General features: G+C 68.7%; 18 protein-coding genes, 1 tRNA gene and 1 pseudogene. 8 read left to right on the top strand and 12 right to left on the bottom strand.

The features are described 5' to 3' along the window. Positions 1–329: 329 nt before the first annotated feature. Together VB777_RS16635 and VB777_RS16630 are read right to left on the bottom strand one after the other, a co-directional pair. The gene (locus tag VB777_RS16635; RefSeq protein WP_323250338.1) at positions 330–755 is read right to left on the bottom strand and encodes an RNA-binding protein; all 426 of its coding nucleotides are present in this window, start codon (positions 753–755) and stop codon (positions 330–332) included. A gap of 77 nt (positions 756–832) precedes the next feature. Beyond that, positions 833–2,179, bottom strand: coding sequence for a CCA tRNA nucleotidyltransferase (locus VB777_RS16630; RefSeq protein WP_323250336.1), 1,347 nt, complete (start codon positions 2,177–2,179; stop codon positions 833–835). Between VB777_RS16630 and VB777_RS16625 the strand changes: the two genes are divergently transcribed. The 3 genes from VB777_RS16625 to VB777_RS16615 are packed head-to-tail and all read left to right on the top strand — an operon-like array spanning position 2,178 to position 3,867. Further along, positions 2,178–2,429 (top strand): Ycf34 family protein, encoded by a 252-nt coding sequence (locus tag VB777_RS16625; protein WP_197158588.1) that lies wholly within the window; start codon positions 2,178–2,180, stop codon positions 2,427–2,429. The two genes, VB777_RS16630 and VB777_RS16625, sit on opposite strands and share 2 nt — an antisense overlap. Beyond that, positions 2,426–3,124, top strand: a complete 699-nt coding sequence (tsaB, locus tag VB777_RS16620) for a tRNA (adenosine(37)-N6)-threonylcarbamoyltransferase complex dimerization subunit type 1 TsaB (RefSeq protein WP_197158589.1) — start codon at positions 2,426–2,428, stop codon at positions 3,122–3,124. The genes VB777_RS16625 and tsaB overlap by 4 nt, the downstream gene beginning before the upstream one ends. Further along, the gene (locus VB777_RS16615) at positions 3,124–3,867 is read left to right on the top strand and encodes a YdcF family protein (protein WP_197158590.1); all 744 of its coding nucleotides are present in this window, start codon (positions 3,124–3,126) and stop codon (positions 3,865–3,867) included. The genes tsaB and VB777_RS16615 overlap by 1 nt, the downstream gene beginning before the upstream one ends. Here VB777_RS16615 and VB777_RS16610 read toward each other — a convergent pair. From VB777_RS16610 to rpaB, 5 genes are all read right to left on the bottom strand, one after another. Beyond that, positions 3,797–4,531 carry a lysophospholipid acyltransferase family protein gene (locus tag VB777_RS16610; protein ID WP_370594693.1) on the bottom strand — a complete coding sequence of 245 codons (735 nt, stop codon included), beginning with the start codon at positions 4,529–4,531 and terminating at the stop codon, positions 3,797–3,799. The two genes, VB777_RS16615 and VB777_RS16610, sit on opposite strands and share 71 nt — an antisense overlap. Positions 4,532–4,644: 113 nt before the next feature. Next, the gene (gene fabD / locus VB777_RS16605; protein WP_322758250.1) at positions 4,645–5,544 is read right to left on the bottom strand and encodes an ACP S-malonyltransferase; all 900 of its coding nucleotides are present in this window, start codon (positions 5,542–5,544) and stop codon (positions 4,645–4,647) included. A gap of 115 nt (positions 5,545–5,659) precedes the next feature. Next, positions 5,660–6,652 carry a beta-ketoacyl-ACP synthase III gene (locus VB777_RS16600; RefSeq protein ID WP_323250383.1) on the bottom strand — a complete coding sequence of 331 codons (993 nt, stop codon included), beginning with the start codon at positions 6,650–6,652 and terminating at the stop codon, positions 5,660–5,662. A 100-nt stretch (positions 6,653–6,752) separates the two neighbouring features. After that, positions 6,753–8,162 carry a phosphate acyltransferase PlsX gene (plsX, locus tag VB777_RS16595; protein WP_323250381.1) on the bottom strand — a complete coding sequence of 470 codons (1,410 nt, stop codon included), beginning with the start codon at positions 8,160–8,162 and terminating at the stop codon, positions 6,753–6,755. Then, positions 8,143–8,889, bottom strand: coding sequence for a response regulator transcription factor RpaB (gene rpaB, locus VB777_RS16590; protein ID WP_197158593.1), 747 nt, complete (start codon positions 8,887–8,889; stop codon positions 8,143–8,145). Before rpaB ends, plsX begins: the two co-directional genes overlap by 20 nt. A 136-nt stretch (positions 8,890–9,025) precedes the next feature. Between rpaB and radA the strand changes: the two genes are divergently transcribed. After that, positions 9,026–10,549 (top strand): DNA repair protein RadA, encoded by a 1,524-nt coding sequence (gene radA / locus VB777_RS16585; protein ID WP_416223863.1) that lies wholly within the window; start codon positions 9,026–9,028, stop codon positions 10,547–10,549. A 30-nt stretch (positions 10,550–10,579) separates the two neighbouring features. Here radA and VB777_RS16580 read toward each other — a convergent pair whose 3' ends face one another. Then, the gene (locus VB777_RS16580) at positions 10,580–11,101 is read right to left on the bottom strand and encodes a photosystem I assembly protein Ycf3 (RefSeq protein WP_197158594.1); all 522 of its coding nucleotides are present in this window, start codon (positions 11,099–11,101) and stop codon (positions 10,580–10,582) included. A gap of 214 nt (positions 11,102–11,315) precedes the next feature. Between VB777_RS16580 and VB777_RS16575 the strand changes: the two genes are divergently transcribed. The 3 genes from VB777_RS16575 to VB777_RS16565 are packed head-to-tail and all read left to right on the top strand — an operon-like array spanning position 11,316 to position 15,356. Further along, positions 11,316–13,640 carry a heavy metal translocating P-type ATPase gene (locus VB777_RS16575; RefSeq protein ID WP_322758783.1) on the top strand — a complete coding sequence of 775 codons (2,325 nt, stop codon included), beginning with the start codon at positions 11,316–11,318 and terminating at the stop codon, positions 13,638–13,640. Between the two features lie 44 nt (positions 13,641–13,684). Next, entirely contained in the window at positions 13,685–14,326 is a 642-nt protein-coding gene (gene tmk / locus VB777_RS16570; RefSeq protein ID WP_197158595.1) for a dTMP kinase, read from the top strand. Beyond that, on the top strand, positions 14,319–15,356 hold the full coding sequence (locus tag VB777_RS16565; RefSeq protein ID WP_197170810.1) for a DNA polymerase III subunit delta': 1,038 nt from the start codon (positions 14,319–14,321) through the stop codon (positions 15,354–15,356). Before tmk ends, VB777_RS16565 begins: the two co-directional genes overlap by 8 nt. Here VB777_RS16565 and VB777_RS16560 read toward each other — a convergent pair. From VB777_RS16560 to VB777_RS16545, 4 genes are all read right to left on the bottom strand, one after another. Beyond that, a complete protein-coding gene (locus VB777_RS16560) occupies positions 15,310–16,089 on the bottom strand; it encodes a response regulator transcription factor (protein ID WP_197158597.1) in 780 nt (259 codons plus the stop codon). The two genes, VB777_RS16565 and VB777_RS16560, sit on opposite strands and share 47 nt — an antisense overlap. Before the next feature lie 328 nt (positions 16,090–16,417). Further along, positions 16,418–16,489: transfer RNA gene (locus VB777_RS16555), tRNA-Asn, on the bottom strand. A gap of 16 nt (positions 16,490–16,505) precedes the next feature. Further along, on the bottom strand, positions 16,506–17,219 hold the full coding sequence (locus tag VB777_RS16550) for an ABC transporter ATP-binding protein (protein WP_323250333.1): 714 nt from the start codon (positions 17,217–17,219) through the stop codon (positions 16,506–16,508). 32 nt (positions 17,220–17,251) lie between these two features. Beyond that, the gene (locus VB777_RS16545; RefSeq protein WP_323250331.1) at positions 17,252–17,515 is read right to left on the bottom strand and encodes a hypothetical protein; all 264 of its coding nucleotides are present in this window, start codon (positions 17,513–17,515) and stop codon (positions 17,252–17,254) included. Between the two features lie 154 nt (positions 17,516–17,669). Here VB777_RS16545 and VB777_RS16540 point away from each other — a divergent pair. Then, positions 17,670–17,819, top strand: a pseudogene (locus VB777_RS16540) (photosystem II D2 protein (photosystem q(a) protein)); the annotation flags it as partial.

The raw sequence follows: 17,819 nt of genomic DNA, 5'->3' as shown, positions 1-17,819 counted from the left end.
GCCCCACTTGTCATGGATTGACCAGCCCAGCCGCCATCCACCTGATTCTGTTGGTGTTGTTGAGAAGGCGCAGGTCCGATCTCACAACCTGACCCACCCTCGCACGCAAAGAAGAAGACGTCCGGGACTCTGGCCGACAACAACAAACAGATGCCGTCTGATCATGCAAGGTTTGCGTGGTCAGTAGGCTTCCGAGGGCAGCCGGTGATTGGCACGATGGTATTTAGATTTTCCTGATTGGCCTTTGAATCCTGCGGCACGTCGATGGTGGCGACGCATGTGCCGCAGGGCTGCTGCCGGGAGGCAGCAGCCCTGCGATCGTTGCTGGATCAGACGGCAGCAGTCTGTTTGCCGAGCAGGTCCTTCAGCTTCGAGAGCTCGCCGGCCCAGCGGGGATCGGGAGCTTCGGCATCGACGCTGTCGGCGTGAACCACCTTGTTGATTGCCTTGCGGGCGGCCGCGGGTGCTGCACCGACGCGACTGCCGGCGGCACCGGTGGGGCGGGCGTCACGACGCTCGGAGATCTCGATGCGGAGGGTGCTGCCGCCGAACTCCTTGCCGTTGAGCTGCTCGATCAGGGCATCGGCCAGCTTCGGGTCGTCCACGTTGGCGAAGCCGAAGCCCCGGCTGGCGCCGGTGTCGCGGTCGGTGACGGACTTGAAACGAATCCCCTTGCCAACGTTCGCGAGCAGAGCGTCGAGCTCTTTTGCATCAAAAGCTTCCGGCAGATTGCCGATGTAGAGACGAACGCTCATGGGAGGAGGGAAGGGGATAGGAGGAAAGCTTCAGCAGGCGAGGAGAAACCTCTGGTACACGCCTTTGCATTTCAAAGTTAATCATGTCGCCGGTCCGCAGCCCTACGGCCTTCCTCACCTGCCTCGGCCTGTTGCCACCATTTCCGCGCCAGCTGCACGATCGGTTCGGCTGCCGCAGCAGATTGCGGATCCAACCCGCTGGTGCTCTGTTGTGACGCTTCTGGCAACCGCTGATAGGCCCTCTCGCGGGTGAGGAAGGCCAGCAATTCCCCCAGCCGTGGCCCAGCGGGGATCGCCAGCAGCTCCTGCAGCTGGCGCCCATCGATCGGCGGGCGGGGGTGAAACAGGGGGTCGTGCGGGTCGTGCCAGCGCTCCATGGCCTGGCGAGCCGTGGCCTCAGGCAGGAGCAGCAGCAGCGCCGGAAGTGCCTCCTCCAGCTCCTGGTGCAGCCGCAGGCGTTCGGGTTCCTGCAAGGTCTTCAGACTGCCGCAGCCCTTCCCGGCGCTGCGGACCTCCAAAGCGACGCGCCAGCGATTCAGGCGCTCACAGCGCTGCTGTAACCGGCGACTGCCGTGCAGCCGCGCCACAGCCCCGCCATCCAGCAGGGCCGCCAGCCGCGCCAGGGGTAAGGCCCAGCCCCGTTCCTCCCGGTTCAAACCCCGGGCAACCGCCCCTTCCTCATCCAGGCCCGTGAGCCTGGCCGCGCCCGCTGCATCGGCTTGCCAGGGTTGCAGCAGCTGCAGCTCCATCGCGGTGATCAGGCCTCTGTGGCCGGCTGGTGCCGCCGCCAGTTTCTCCAGTTCCGTCAGAACCCGTTCGCAGGCCACGCTGGCCAGGCGGTGATGGTGGGCCGCCAGCCAGCGACGGGTGGTGGCGGACAGGCGAAACTCCAGTTCTGCCGCCAGCCGCACCCCCCGCAGCAGACGCAGCGGATCGTCAAGCAGGTTGGCCTCGCTCACGGCCACCAGCTGCCGCTGGCGCAGATCCGCCAGGCCTCCGGTGGGATCCAGAAGAGAGGCGCCGGCTTCCAGTGGCAGGGCGATGGCATTGATCGTGTAGTCGCGGCGGCGCAGATCGCTGGCCAGATCGGTGCCGCAGCGGCGAGCCAGGTCCACCGTCCAGCCCCGCAGCACCAGGCGGGCGATGCTGCGCTGCTCGTCCAGCACAACGCAACTGCCGCCGTGGCGGCGGGCCAGGCGGCGGCAGAGCTCGATCGCATCCTCCGCGACCACCAGATCGAGATCGGGGCGATCCGCCAGGCGATCCAGAAGCCCATCCCGCACAGCCCCACCCACCAGGGCGGCATCGGCCGGAAGGTGGTCGATGGAGAGCGGCCACTGGTCCACGGCCAGCCTCTGACGCAACTGCGCCGCCGCCTCAGCCTCTTCGGCCAGAATGTCTGTTGGATCCGGTCCGTGCAGCATGTGCATCTGTGTGGATTGCCACTGGGTGGACCGCTGCCAGGCCTACCACGCAGTGGAGCGGCAGCATGGTGTGCCCCACCTCAGCGCCACCCCGGACATCAGGCCCCAGCAGCCACGCATTCACGTGCAGGTGCGTGAGCTGGAGGGCGGAGGGGTGGGGGTGGAGTGGGACGTGCGCGGATGTGACAGTTTCCAGGCGGAGCCGGGGCGTTGGCATCGGTTGCGGCCGGGCGAGAAGCTGCCCGCATGAGTGAGCCCTCTCCCTCCCCCGATCCCTCGCCGGCCACGGTTTCCCAGGCCAACGGGAGTGCCGTTCCCTGGGTCCTGGCGCTGCACAGCAGCAGCGACACCTTCGGTGTGGCGGCCCAGCCCCTGGGGGGCGGCGGGTCTCTTCAGTCCCGCGCCTTTCCCCTGGGGCGCTCGCTCTCCAATCAACTGCTCGAGTGTGTGGAGGCGGTGCTGCCGGCCAGCCAATGGTCACGGCTTGCGCGCCTGGCCGTGGCGACAGGTCCTGGTGGTTTCACCGGCACGCGCCTCTCGGTGGTGCTGGCCCGCACTCTGGCCCAGCAGCTGGCGGTCCCCCTGGATGGCGTGGGCAGCTTCGCGCTGATCGCCCAACGTCTGCTGGGCGATGGGGCAGCTCCTGCCACGGGTCCTTTCTGGCTGGTGCAGGAGCTGCCGCGCCGTGGCCTGGTGGCGGGCCTCTATGCCGCCGATCCCATCCAGACCGCTGGCGTGATCGAACGGCTGACCCCACGCCTCTACGGCAAGTCTGAGCAGCTGGCTGAGCTGGCGGCGGCGCCGCTGCTGTCGGCCGTGCCGGTTCTTCCCGCCGATGCCGAGCTGCTGCTGGTCCGCTGCCAGGCAGCGGCGGCGGCCGATCGGCCCGCTCCTTGGCAGCCGGTGCTGCCGCTGTATCCCACCAGCCCGGTGGAGGGGCTCTGATGGCGGCAACCCCCAGCGACCCTCCGCCCTCCCGGCGCCGCCGACCCCAGCGCCGATCGTCAGGGCCACCGCCGCGCAGCGCCGGTCCACTCCCAGGGCCCACGGGCCGGCCGGTGCCCCAGCAACAGACACGTCGCCCTCCGGCCCGGCGGGGACTGGGCAGGCTGGTGCTGCCGCTGGTGCTGGGCAGCGGCCTGCTCTGGCTGTCCCGCGGCTGGTGGTGGCCGACGCCACCGCAGCCGCAGATGATCCTGGTGCTGGGCGGCGATGCGGAGCGCGAACAGGTCGCGGCCCGCCTGGCCCGCCGCGATGGACTGCCGGTGGTGGTGAGCGGCGGCACCAATCCCGAATATGCCCACTGGCTGTTCGAGCAACGGGAGGGATTGCCGCGGGATCGGGTCAAGCTCGACTACCGCGCCCGCGACACCCTCTCCAACTTCACCTCCCTGGTGGATGATCTGCGTCGCTCGCGCATCCGCCACGCCCTGCTGGTGACCAGCAGCGACCACATGGACCGGGCCCTGCTGGTGGGCCGGATCGTGGCCGGCAGCCGTGGCATCCAGCTCACTCCCGTGGCTGTGCCCTGCGGCCACCACTGCCGTCCTGAGGGCCGCAGCAAGGTCTGGGGAGATGGGCTAAGGGCGGCGCTCTGGGTGGTGAGCGGCCATGACATCAGGGGTTGGGCGGCAGACCATCTGAGCCCGTGGCTGGAGCGAGCTGGGGCGCGGCTGGAGCGCCGCTGAGCATTCCCTGATCGAGCAGAGCATTGATCTGCTCCTGGCAGGCCCGGGTGGTGGCGTCCAGATCGGGGCGGCGGCGCGAAGCCGGTGGCGGAATCGGCGTGCCGATGCGGATGTGGATCGGCACCAGGCGCAGGCGTTGCCTACCGGTACCGAGGGCCCGGTGGCTGTTCACGATCGCCACCGGCAGCAGCGGCACCCCCGCCCGGGCGGCCAGAAGGGCGGCACCGGGCTGGGGCTCGTTGACGCGCCCATCCGCTTGACGGGTGCCATCCAGAAACACCCCCGTGGCCCAGCCCTGCAGCAACCGGTCGGTGGCGGTGCGGATCGCTTCGCGGTCGCTGGCGCCACGGGCCACCGGGTAGGCGCCACAGGCCCGGATGATCGGCCCCAGCAGCGGCACCCGGAACAGCTCCGCTTTCGCCATGAAGGCGACGGGGCGTCCCAGGGCATGGCCGAGCAGCGGCGGGTCGAGATGGGATCCGTGGTTGGCCACCACCACCAACGCCCCTTCCAGGGGCACATTGGTGTTGCCGGCGGTGCGGCCCCGGAACAGCAGCCGGTAGATCGGAAACACCAGCAGATAGCTGATCAGCCGATAGGTGAGGCTGGGTTTCGGGGTGCTGAGCAGTGCCGGAGGCTCGGCAGGTTTGCGCCGCCGCCGCAGGACCCGCTTCACCGCCTGGACGGAGCGGGATCCGGGGCGGTTACCGCCGACGGGCCGCTCTTGCTCGTCGGCACCGCTGCCTTGCCGAGGCCCGGAGGGTGGGGCTGGGGTGCTCACAGGCCCAGGTCAGCGGCGGAAGCGATCTGGCTGGTGGTGATGCCGCTGCAGCTCCGCTTGATCAGGCCGCTGAGCACATTGCCCGGGCCGATTTCCACCGCTGTGCTGATCGCCTCGGCCACGAAGCAATCCATGGTTTCGCGCCAGCGCACGCCGGTTGTCATCTGGCGGGTGAGCCGCGCCTTGAGCACCTCTCCCCGGGTTTCCGGCGTGGGATCGGTGTTGCTGAGCACCGGAATCGTGGCATCGGCGAACGGCACGGCCTCCAGCTCAGCGGCGAAGGCCTCGGCCGCCTCAGCCATGAAGGGGGAATGGAAGGCCCCGCTCACCGCCAGCGGGATGGCGCGCTTGCACTGCAGCGCTGCGCACACCGCAGCCACGGCCTCGGGGCTGCCGGAGAGGACAACCTGGGCACTGCTGTTGTCGTTGGCGATCACCACCCCATCGGTGGCGGCCACCAGGTCGCTGAGCTGATTGCGATCGAAGCCCATCACCGCAGTCATGGCGCCACCACCGGCGGCGGCCATCAACTCGCTGCGACGTTGCATCAGGGCCAGGCCCGTAGGGAAGTCGAACACCCCGGCGGCGTGGAGCGCCACGAGCTCGCCGAGGCTGTGACCCGCCACCAACTGGGCAGTCCGGCCCTGCCGGTGGAGCTCCTCGACCAGCAGGCCTTCGATTACGAACAGGGCCGGCTGGGTGTTGCGGGTGTCATTGAGATCAGTGGGTCCGCCTCCGGTGTCGATCTCCTGCCCCTGGCAGATCGCCAGCAGGTCGCGGCCCAGCAGCTCCGAGGCCTCCCCGAAGCGCTCGCGGGCGCCGGCCAGATCCAGAACCCCATCGGCCATCCCCACCTTCTGGGAACCCTGGCCAGGAAACACCCAGGCAATACCCATGCCGTTGCTGCGCGTGCGATCGGCAGGAGATTACGGCGGTGCTGTTCACCGAGAACCAAACCAGGGCTGCCGCCTGCAGGCGAGCCGCAGCGGTGTGACCCCGAGGTGACCGGGCTCAGCCCTGGGGACCGCTCCAGCGCAGCAGGGCCCCGCCCCAGCTGAGCCCGGCACCGAAGCCACTGCTGGCCAGCCGGTGACCGGGCTTGACACGACCATCGCGCACGGCTTCATCAAGCATCAGCGGAATTGTGGCGGCTGAGGTGTTGCCATAGCTGGCCAGGTTGCTGAGCACCCGTTCCGGAGGCACCTTGAAGCGCTCGGCCACCGCATCGAGAATGCGTTGGTTGGCCTGATGCAGCAGCAACCAGTCGAGCTGGTTGGCCTCGGTGCCACAGGCCTCCAGCACCTCAGCCAGCACGGCGGGCACTTCCCGCACGGCGAACTTGTAGACCTCCTGGCCGTTCATGTGGATCGGCGCGAAGCCGCCGCGCTGGGCCGAGAGATTGCCGAGCAGGGCCTGGCGTTGATCGGTCTGGGCGAGGGTGAGGCAGCCGTTGCGGCTGCCATCGGAGCGCATGCGAAAGCCCAGCAATCCGTTGGCGTCGGCATCGCAGGCCTCCACGGCCACGGCTGCGGCCCCATCCCCGAACAGCACGCAGGTCCGGCGGTCATCCCAGTCCACCCAGCGGCTGAGCTGGTCAGCGCCGATCACCAGGGCCCGACGCACACTGCCACCGGCGATGTACTGGGCCGTGGTGATCAGGGCGAAGAGAAAGCCGCTGCAGGCGGCCGTGAGATCGAAGGCCACGGCATTCCGAGCGCCCAGGCAGGCCTGGATGCGAGGAGCGGTGCCGAACAGGTCGTCGGGACTGGAGGTGGCCAGCAGGATCAGATCCAGGCTTTCCGGGCTCCAGCCGGCATGGGCAAGGGCGTGGGTGCAGGCCTCTGCGGCCAGGCTGGTGAGGGTTTCATCGGGGCCAGCGACCCGCCGAGCGCCGATGCCAGTGCGGGAGCGGATCCAGGCATCGTTGGTGTCCACCCGCTCGCTCAGCGCGGCATTGCTGACACTGGCTGCCGGCAGGGCACTACCGCAGCCCACCAGGGCCATGCCCGGACGTTCCGCTGCCCGGCCCAGGCCATCCGCCGACATGCCCAGGGATTCACCGCTTGCCCCGAACGCCACGTGATCAGACCACGATTGGGCTCAGTCAATCACAGGCTGCTGCCGTTGCTGCTTCGGCCTGGACCTGGCTGGCGCCGAGCGCATGGAGGTCGTCCATGACGCCGTGGCTGGCGGCCGAATGGGCCAGGCGCAGGGCGCTCAGCACCGAGAGGGCCTTGCTGCTGCCATGGCCGATCACACAGACCCCATCCACCCCCAGCAGCAGAGCGCCGCCGTGCTCGGCATGGTCGAGACGCTTCTTGATGCGCACCAGGTTGCTGCGCAGAAAGGCTGAGCCCAGCTTGCCGCGGCGGCCGCGGGGCAGCTCGGCGCGCAGCACATCCAGCAGCACGCTGCCCACCGATTCAAGGAATTTCAGCAGCACATTGCCGGTGTACCCGTCGCAGACGACCACATCGAAGTCGCCGGAAAGGATGTCGCGCCCTTCGCAGTTGCCGGCAAACACAAAGCGCTCGTCGCCGGCCAGCAGCGGGTAGGTGCGCAGGCAGAGGTCGTTCCCCTTGCACTCCTCCTCTCCGATGTTCACCAGGCCGACCCGGGGGCGGGCCACCTGCAGCACGTCGCGGCTGTAGATGTTGCCGAGCAGGGCGAACTGGTGCAGCCATTCGGGCTTGCAGTCCATGTTGGCGCCCACGTCCAGCACCAGCACCTGCTGGCTGGGGTCCTTGGTGGGGAACAGGGCGCCGATGGCGGGGCGATCGATGCCCTTGAGCCTGCCGAGGCGAAAGATCGCCGAGGCCATCACGGCACCGGAGTTGCCGGCGGAATACACGGCGGTGGCCTCGCCGCGCTTGACCAGATCCATGGCCAGGTTGATGCTGGCGTCGCGCTTGCGCCGCACCACCGTGGCTTCCTCGTGCATGCCCACGGAGGGGCCGCTGGATACAAGGTCGATCAGGCCCCGCTCCGTCGCGCTGGCGAGGGCTTCCTGCAGCCCCAGCTCAGCCACGGCCCGTTGCAGGGGCTCGGTCTCTGCCACGAAGCGCACCCGCAGAGGCAGCAGCTCCACGGCACTGAGGCAGCCCTCAAGAATCGGACCGGGGGCTTCGTCGCCGCCCATGCCGTCCACCGCCACCCAGAGCCGCTCGGTATCGGCGATCTCGGCCGCCATGCCCGCCTGGCCCTGCTGCAGCCGCCGCAGGGGGTCGAACACCAGGGGGGTGAGCACCGTGCCCGCCACGGTGCCGGCGCCGGAGACCACCGATCCGGCCATGGTCCCCGCCATCGAGCCGGCTGCACCGGCCACGTTGCCGGCGACGCCCACCACGGACCCGGCCACGTTGCCGGCGGCGGTGGCCGTGCCGACCACGCGAGTCACGGTCGCATTGCGCCGGTACCAGACCACCAGTCGCCGGATCGCCCGGCTGGGTTTGGCTCGGCTGGTTCGAGGCCGCAGAGGGCCGGGAACCGTGTTGTCAGCTTCCTTCGGAGGCAACGGCGTCAACGATGCGCTGGAACAGATACCCGGTGCCCCGTGCCGTGAGGATCAGCTCGGGATTGGCGGGATCGTCTTCCAGTTTGGAGCGCAGCCGGGAGATATGGACATCCACCACGCGGGTGTCCACGTGACGCTCCGGGGTATACCCCCACACCTCCTTGAGGATCTCGCCGCGGCTGAACGGCTCGCCTGAGCGGCTCACCAGCAGCTCCAGCAGGCTGAACTCCATGCCGGTTAGCCGGATGCGCTCATCGCCCCGGTAGACTTGGCGCTTGTTGGTGTCGATCCGCAGCTCGCCCACCTGGATCACCCCCGAGTTGGGGATGCCCGCCACCGCTTCCTTCTCGACACGCCGGAGCACGCAGCGGATGCGTGCCTCGAGTTCCTTGGGGCTGAACGGCTTGACCACATAGTCATCGGCGCCGAGTTCGAGGCCGGTGATGCGGTCGGCCACGTCGCCCAGGGCCGTGAGCATCACGATCGGTACATCCGATTCCTTGCGCAGCTCCTGGCAGACGCCATAGCCATCCAGCTTCGGCATCATCACGTCGAGCACCACCAGATCGGGTGTGACGCGTCGGAAGCTTTCAAGCGCCTCGACACCGTCACAGGCGGTGACCACCTGATAGCCGATCATCGACAGGCGGGTCTCCAGGATCCGTCGGATGCTGGCCTCGTCATCCACGACGAGGATGGTTTCCTTGGCGGGGGACGAAGCCGTCATCGCAGCGTCACCACAACCGTCATCACAGAGGCACTCGCCATTGAGCGGCATCTACATCCGATCAGCACTACTGAAAAGGCCAGAGGTCCACTCCGTTCACTGAAAGCCACCATTCGTCACAGATCGAGTTGAAGCGATGGCCCTGGGGCGCCCGTCCACCCACTACGTCTGCAGCAGCTGCGGCGCCCGCACGCGCCAGTTCTTCGGCCGTTGCGCGGCCTGCGGCAGCTGGAACACCCTGGTGGAACAGGCGGTACCGGCAGCTGATTCACGGCGGCGCCGGCCGGTGCCCCGCTCCGGTGGTGGCCCTGCAAGCCACGGTGTGGCCGAAGACTGGAATGGGGCGGATGGAGAGGCTGCCGCCACCGGCAGACCGCGGCGTTCGGAGCCGATCCATGCGGTGGGGGAACGGCCCCTGCAGCGGCTCAGCAGCGGCTACATCGAACTCGACCGGGTTCTCGGTGGTGGCCTGGTGCCGGGATCGCTGGTGCTGCTGGGGGGCGATCCCGGCATCGGCAAATCCACCCTGCTGCTGCAGAGCGCCCGGGCGATGGCGGATCGCTGCTCGGTGCTCTACGTCAGTGCCGAGGAATCGGCCCAGCAGGTGAAACTGCGCTGGCGGCGCCTGGCCGAAGTGGCGGCCAGCAGCGGTGAGGGCAGAAGCGAGCCTCAAGGGTCTGGCGGGGCTGACCGGAACGTGCTCCAACTCCTCTCGGAAACCGATCTGGAGCTGGTCTTGCAGGAGCTGGAGGCACTGCGGCCGGCGGTGGCAATCATCGACAGCATCCAGGCCCTGCACGACGGCGAACTCAGCAGCGCCCCGGGGTCGGTCGCGCAGGTGCGGGAGTGTGCCGCGGCCCTGGCCCGCATCGCCAAGCGCCAGGACACGGCACTGCTGCTGGTGGGCCATGTGACCAAGGAGGGCATGTTGGCGGGGCCCAAGGTGCTGGAGCATCTGGTTGATGCCGTGCTCACCTTCGAGGGGGACCGCTTCGCCAGCCACCGGCTGCTGCGTGCCGTGAAGAACCGCTTCGGCGCCACCCACGAACTCGGTGTTTTCGAGATGCAGGGCCGCGGCCTGGCGGAGGTGAGCAACCCCAGCGAACTGTTCCTGGGCAGCCAGGAGCCCAGCCCGGGCACCGCCACGATCGTGGCCTGCGAAGGCACCCGCTCCCTTGTGGTCGAACTGCAGGCCCTGGTGAGCACCACCAGCTACGCCAGCCCACGGCGCACCGCCACGGGCATCGGCACCAATCGCCTCCATCAGATCCTGGCGGTCCTGGAGAAGCACCTCTCCCTGCCCCTGTCGCGCTTCGACTGCTACCTGGCCGTGGCCGGCGGCCTCGAGGTGGAGGAGCCGGCGGCGGACCTGGGGGTTGCTGCCGCGGTGGTGGCCAGCTTCCGCGACCTCACCCTGCCGCCTGGAACCGTGCTGATCGGTGAGCTGGGCCTGGGCGGCCAGTTGCGACCCGTGGGGCAGATGGAGCTGCGTCTGCAGGAAGCGGCCCGCCTCGGGTTCCGCCGAGCGGTGGTGCCCAGGTCCGGCGGCCTGGGGGGGCTGGCGGCCGGACTGGATCTGCAGCTGCTGGAGGCGGGCAACGTGGCCGAAGCGCTGGTGGCGGCCCTGGGCTCGCACCCCTCCCAGGAGCAGCCGTTCTGAGGGTCGCGCGTCTGAGGGGCCTGCGGAGGCTCAGAAGTACACGTCCACGTTGCTGCGACCCGACGACTTCAGCCAGTTCTCGATGTCCAGGTAGCCGCCGGGGTAGAGCCGCACCGCCTTGCCCCAGTAGTCGGCGGCCTGGTCAAGCCAGCGGTCTGCCGCGTCCTGGTCGCCGGCTTCCGCCGCCAGACGGCCCCACTTCTCATAGATCAGACCCATGTTCTTGAGGCAGGAGGGGGAGTTGGGGTTGGCGTCGAGCGACTGGCGGTAGTACTCGAGCGACTTCTCCTCCTCGCCATTGCTCATGTAGATGATCGCCATGTTCTTGAAGATCTCGCCCCGGTCCACGGCGTTCTCCTCGAGCTTGAGGGCTTCCTCGTAATTCTCCAGGGCCTCGGCATAGTCGCCGTCGTTCTGGGCCGAGAGGCCATCGCGGTAGTACACATAGGCTTCCTTGGCCTTGGGATCGATCGGCATCAGCTTCACGATCAGATCGGCCATCACCGTGAAGCTCTTGTCGATGAAGTTGTCGTTGCGCTGGCTGCGGGGCACGGCTGGATCCTGGTCTGCTTGCCACCATCCTGCATGGTTTCGCTGACGGCCCGGCGCTTTGGCCCAGGGCTGGAGAGTGGGCTGCCTAGCCTGCCTGTACTGCCTCTGGATCGTGAGCGATCGGTCTGCATCGACCAGCGCCCCTGCAGCGCCTGGTACGTCCGATGGGGCGGAATCGCCCGCCCTCGAGCCGCTGCTGCTGGAGGTGGAGGGCATGAAATGTGGCGGCTGCGTGCGGGCGGTGGAGCGCCGCCTGCTGGAGCAGCCGGGCGTATGCCAGGCCAGCGTCAATCTGCTCACCCGTACGGCCTGGGTGGGGCTGGATCCAGGCGCAGCCTCAGACACCCTGCCAGCGCTGCAGGCCAGCCTGCTGGGCCTGGGCTTCGCGGCCAGTCCTCGCTTGTCGGTGGAGGCCCTGGATCGCCGCGACCAGCGGGAGCAGGAGCACTGGTGGCGCCAGTGGCGGCAACTGGTGGTGGCGCTGCTGCTGGTGCTGGTCTCCGGCCTTGGACACCTGGCCATGGTGGGTGGCCTGCCTGAGCGCCTCACCGCCGCAGGAGCGCCGCTCGCAGCACTGATCGACCCGGGGGTGCACGCGGTGGTGGCCACCGTGGCTCTGCTTGGGCCTGGCCGGCCGATCCTGCTGCGGGGTCTGCGGGCCGCCCTGGCCGGGATGCCCAGCATGGACACCCTGGTGGGGCTGGGGGTGGCCAGTGCCTACGGCGCCAGCCTCGTGGCCTATCTCCACCCCACCAGCGGCTGGCCCTGTTTCTTCAACGAACCGGTGATGCTGCTCGGCTTCGTGCTGCTGGGCCGCTTTCTGGAGGACCGGGCCCGCCAACGCACCGGTCGGGCGATCGAGCAGTTGGCCCGCCTGCAACCCGAAACGGCCCTGCTGTTGCTCGGCACCGATGCGCCCCGGCCGGTGCGGGTGGGGGGGCTGCGGCCCGGCGATCGGGTGCGGATCCTGCCCGGCGATCGGGTGCCCGTGGATGGGGTGGTGCGAGACGGCGCTTCGGCGGTGGATGTGTCCAGCCTCACCGGCGAGCCCCTGCCTGTTCAGGCCGAGGCCGGCACGCAGCTCGATGCCGGCAGCCTCAACCTGGAAGCGCCCCTGGTGCTGGAGGTGGAGCGCAGCGGCAGCGACAGCGCCATCAGCCGCATCGTCCATCTGGTCGAGCAGGCCCAGGCCCGCAAAGCGCCGATCCAGGGCCTGGCCGACCGGGTGGCCGGGCGCTTCGCCGGCGTGGTGGTGCTGCTGGCGCTCGCCACGTTTCTGTTCTGGTGGCAGTGGGGTGCAGCTCTGTGGCCGCAGGTTCTCCAGGCCGCGTCCCATACCGGCGCCAGCCCCCATGCGGCCCATGCCGCCCTCGGCATGGCCGCCGACACCCCCTTTGCCCTGGCCCTGCAGCTGGCGATCGCCGTGCTGGTGGTGGCCTGTCCCTGCGCCCTCGGCCTGGCGACCCCCACCGCGATCACGGTGGGCTCCGGTCTGGCGGCCAGCCGGGGCTTGCTGTTCCGCGGTGGCGATGCGATCGAGGTCGCCGCTTCCCTGCACGGTGTCCTGTTCGACAAGACCGGCACCCTCACGCTGGGCCGGCCCCTGGTCAGCGCGGTCTGCCCGCTCAACGCCCCTGCAGATGGCGCGGCAGCGGATCGCTTGCTCCAGCTCGCCGCAAGCCTCGAACAGCACACCCGCCATCCGCTCGCCCACGCCCTGCTGCAGGAGGCCGAGCGCCGCGGACTGGCGTTGCTGCCAGTGGCCGAGACCCGAACCCTCAGTGGTGACGGCGTCGAAGGGATGTTCGTCAGCGAGGAGCAGGGACTGCGGGTGCGGGTGGGCCGACCCGCATGGCTGGCAGCAACCGGCGTGGCCATGGAGGGCCTGGACCGCAGGGTCCAGGCCCTGGAGCGTCAGGGAGCCAGCGTGCTGGCCGTGGCGGAGGGAACCGTGCCGCTCGGCCTGGTGGCGGTCGAGGATCAGCCCCGCAGCGATGCCCTGCAGACCCTGGAGCAGCTGCGGCATCAGCGGCTGCGGCTGGGCCTGCTCAGCGGAGACCGGCGATCCGCCGTCAACCGCCTGGGCCAGCGGCTCGGACTGACCGCCGAGGAACTGGCCTGGGAGCTGCGTCCTGAGCAGAAGCTGGAGCGGATTCTTGAAGCGCGCCAGCTGGGGCCGGTGGCGATGGTGGGAGACGGCATCAACGACGCCCCGGCCCTGGCCGCCGCCGATCTCGGCATCGCGGTGGGCACCGGCACCCAGATCGCGCAGGACACGGCCGATCTGGTGGTGCTGGGCGATCGGTTGAACGGGGTGGTCGAGGCCCTGACGATCGCTCGCCGAACCATGGCGACCGTGCGGGCCAACCTGGCCTGGGCCTTCGGCTACAACCTGATCGTGCTGCCGATCGCTGCCGGAGCCCTGCTGCCCGGCTTCGGCATCGTGCTGACGCCGCCGCTGGCGGCCCTGCTGATGGCCCTCAGCTCGATCACGGTGGTGGTCAACGCCCTGCTGCTCTCCCCCTACATTCGGCCTTGACCGGCAGCGCCCGACCAGCTGGGACGGGAGAGGAGGGATAGGCCATGGAGCGCGGGCGGTTCCTGGTGTTCGAAGGCATCGATGGATGCGGCAAGACCACCCAGCTCGAAGCCCTGCGCCAGTGGTTGCCTGGCTCCGGCCTGATGCCCACGGCGGCCCGCTTGCTGACGACCCGCGAACCAGGGGGCACTGCGCTGGGCCTGGCCCTGCGCCAGCTGCTGTTGCATCCACCCGACGATCAGGCGCCCTGCAGTGAGGCCGAGCTGTTGCTCTACGCGGCCGATCGAGCCCAGCACGTGCAGCAGTGCCTGCAACCGGCTCTGGCCGCCGGCGACTGGGTGCTCAGCGATCGCTTCAGCGGATCCACCGCCGCCTATCAGGGCTATGGGCGTGGCTTGCCCTGGGATCAGATCCTGCCGCTGGAGCGGATCGCCACCGGTGGCCTGCAGCCCGATCTCACGCTCTGGCTGGATCTGCCCCTGGCGGCGTCGCTGCAGCGCCGTGGAGGTCGCCCTGCAGACCGGATCGAGGCCAGCGGCGAAGCGTTTCTGGCGAGGGTGCAGGCCGGTTTCCGCCAACTGGCGCTGGAACGGGGCTGGTGCAGGCTGGATGCCGCTGGTTCCCCCGACCAGGTGACGGCGGCCTGCCGGGCCCTGCTGGAAAGCAGGTTCGGCCCGCATGGCTGACCTGTTCGCCGATCTGATCGGGCAGCCGCAGGCCGTGGTCCTGTTGCAGGCGGCGCTGGAACGTCGCCGCCTGGCACCGGCCTATCTGTTCGCCGGGCCGGAGGGCGTGGGTCGGCGGCTGGCCGTGCTGCGCTTTCTCGAGGGAGTGCTGGCGGGGCCGGAGGGATCAGCCTCGGTGCGGCGGCGCCTGGCGCAGGGAAACCATCCCGACCTGCTCTGGGTGGAACCCACCTATCAGCACCAGGGTCAGCTCTTCACAGCGGCCCAGGCACGCGAGCAGGGCCTCAGCCGCCGGGCCTTGCCGCAGTTGCGGCTCGAGCAGGTGCGCGAGCTGACCCGCTTTCTGGCACGCCGGCCGCTGGAGGCGGACCGCTGCCTGGTGGTGGTGGACACGGCCGAAGCGATGGCGGAAGGAGCCGCCAATGCTCTGCTCAAGACCCTGGAGGAGCCCGGCGACAGCCTGCTGGTGCTGATCAGCGCGGCGCCGGAACAACTGCTCAGCACAATCCGCTCCCGTTGCCAGCAGGTTCCCTTCGCGCGGCTCTCACCGGCCCTCCTGGCCCAGGTGCTGGCCTCCTTGCCACCAACGCCACCCGACGATCCACCGATGGCCGATCCCCCCGGACTGCTCGACCTGGCGGCCGGCTCGCCTGGAGCCCTGCTGGAGCATCGTCGCCAGTGGCAGGCGCTGCCCGCTGGCGTGGCCGAGCGGCTGCTCGACCTCAGGCCCGATCCGCTTGAGGCCCTGGCTCTGGCCAGGGATCTGACGGAGGCCCTGGACGCCGAGCAGCAACTCTGGCTGCTGGACTGGTGGCAATGGCAGCTGTGGCATCGCCATCACCAGCCCCAGAGCCTGGGGCGGCTTGAGCTGTTGCGTCGCCAGCTGCTGGCCTATGTCCAACCTCGGCTGGCCTGGGAGGTGGCTCTGCTGGATCTGGGCCTGCAGCAACGAGGCCTGCTCGGACAGGGCAGCGAGGAGAGGATCAGGCCGAGGCCCGTTCCTGGCGCCGCTGCTCCCGCGTCTCATTGATCAGTGCCTGGACCTGCAGCAACTGGTCTCCGATGGGAAGCTCCAGGCAGTAGCCGGCGCCATAGACAGTCTTGATGAAGCGAGGCTTGCGTGGATCTGGCTCAAGCTTGGTGCGCAGATGGCGCACGTGCACCCGAATGGTTTCGATGTCGTCGTCGGGCTCGTAGCCCCACACCTCCTTGAGAATGAGTGAAGGGGAGACGGTCTGGCCATGGCGCTGCAGCAGGCAGTGCAGCAGTTCGAACTCGAGGTGGGTGAGCCTTACCGGCTGATCGAACCAGATCGCCTCAAACCGCTCCGGCACCAGGGTCAGGCTGCCGTAGCTGAGGATTTCGGTCTGCTTGGTGGAGAGGGGGGCACGGTCGGTGCGGCGGAGCAGCGCCTTGACCCGCACCATCAGCTCCTCAAGATCAAAGGGCTTGGTGAGGTAGTCATCGGCGCCGGAGTTGAAGCCGCTCACCTTGTCCTTGATGCCACCCAGAGCTGTGAGCATCAGGATCGGGATCCGGGCGGTGCGCTCGTCCCGTCGCAGGCGCTGGCAGAGGGTGAGGCCGTCCACCTTGGGCAGCATCAGATCCAGCAGGATCACGTCAGGGGTGACCTGGACGGCCAGAGCCTGACCCTTGATGCCGTCCTCGGCGCGATGGACGTCGAAGCCGCTGTGCTCCAGATGGCCGGCCACCAGCTCACGCATGTCGCTGTCGTCTTCGATCAGCAGGATGCAGGGCTTCATGGATGGAGCGGAGGCGTGGGTGATTGCAGAAGAACGCTGGAGCGGGAGCCTGTCCAAAGGGACTGGACACGACTGGAATCCGGTCAGGGATCCTTGCCCGGAGTTGATGGCGCTGGCGGGGGGCCTGCGACAGGCAAGGAAGGGACCGGGTCGCAGTTTCGGTTGTGGCTGAATGAAAGCGGCGCCATCCTCCCAGAGAACCAGTGCCCGGAACCTCTGACCGCTGTAGGGGGTGCTTCATGGCCGACGGCCCCTGCTGGGCAGGACTTGACACGGCGGGCCTGACCAAAAAAAAGCCGAAGCGAACGCTTCGGCTTCAGAACAACAACTCCCCGGGCGGGATTCGAACCTGCGACCAATCGGTTAACAGCCGACCGCTCTACCGCTGAGCTACCGAGGATTGGGACCACGAGAAACTACCCCGCAGCCTTGCCCCCTTGCAAGGGGGCAAGGCTGCGCCGCAGGCCTGCACCGCTCTGCCAGGGGCCGGCATGGCCCTGTTCCACCAAGGCAGCGCCGTTGCAGGCGGCCAGTTCCTCCAGCCGGTGGGTGATCCAGAGTGCCGTCAGCTTTGGCTCGGATCCGGTGCACAGGCTGTGGATCAGCTCCAGCACGCCACGTTGGCTGTCTGGATCCAGCAATGCCGTTGGTTCGTCCAGCAACAGCAGCTGAGCACCGCTGGCCAGGGCGCCGGCGATCGCCAACCGCTGCTTCTGGCCGCCGCTGAGGGTATGGATCGGCCGGGAGGCCATGCCGGCCAGTCCCACCTGCTTCAGGGCTTGCTCCACCCGCTCGCTGCGCTCGATCGAGGAGAGATCCTGGGGCAGCCCCAGCTGCAGATCACTGCCACAGCTGGGCAGCAACAGCTGGTGGTCAGGATTCTGGAAGACCAGTGCCGTGCGCTCGGGGCGCCGGATCTGTCCGCCGGAGGGCTGCAGAAGGCCGGCAATCAGCCGCAGCAGCGTGCTTTTGCCACTGCCATTGCTGCCCACCAACATCCAGAGCCCCGGACGGGGAATGACGAGCTGGCAGTGCTGCAGGGCCACCCGGCCATTCGGCCAGGTGAAGCACAGCCGCTCGACAGTCAGAGGCGGCTCTGCTCCGATGGGGTGGTCGGCTTCGGTGTGCAACGGTGCAGCGGTCAGGGGGGACGTGAAGGGCTTCAGCCCTCGAAGCTGAAGCCCGGCCGCCGAGAACCGCCGCCCGTGGCCGACTTCTCGTACATCTGCACGGCCACCAGTTCGCTGCTCAGCAGGCTGATGCGCTTGTCCTCCTCCTTCTCGCAGTGGAGTTCGAGCAGCCGTGGCTGGCCGCTTTCAAGGGTCTGCTTCACCTCGGAATAAAGAGCCTGGGCAGCCTCCAGCTCCTTGCGCTGCACCGCGACGGGCATGGGGCTCAGCTTCAGGGACAGCTCGACGACGTACACGCGCGTGGATCGGTGGAGGCCCACTCTGGCGAATCGCCAGCACCAACCGAAGACTGAGTGCTTGTACTCATCCGGTTCTTAAGGGAAGCGAAAGTGGGCGCGATTCGCCAGCGAGGCCCGTACGATGGGCTTGTAAAGCTTCGTAAAGCCCTTTATGACGATCGCTGCAGGGCGTCTGCCGCAGCGGGGATGGTTCGACGTCCTCGATGACTGGCTCAAGCGCGACCGCTTCGTATTCGTGGGGTGGTCCGGTCTGCTGCTGTTCCCCACCGCCTACCTGGCGCTGGGCGGCTGGCTCACCGGC

Origin of the sequence: Synechococcus sp. CCY9202 (genome assembly GCF_034931685.1) — a bacterium.
Lineage (GTDB): Bacteria > Cyanobacteriota > Cyanobacteriia > PCC-6307 > Cyanobiaceae > CBW1002.
The sequence above is the reverse complement of the archived record's forward strand: the minus strand, read 5'-3'. Positions and strand labels throughout refer to the sequence as shown.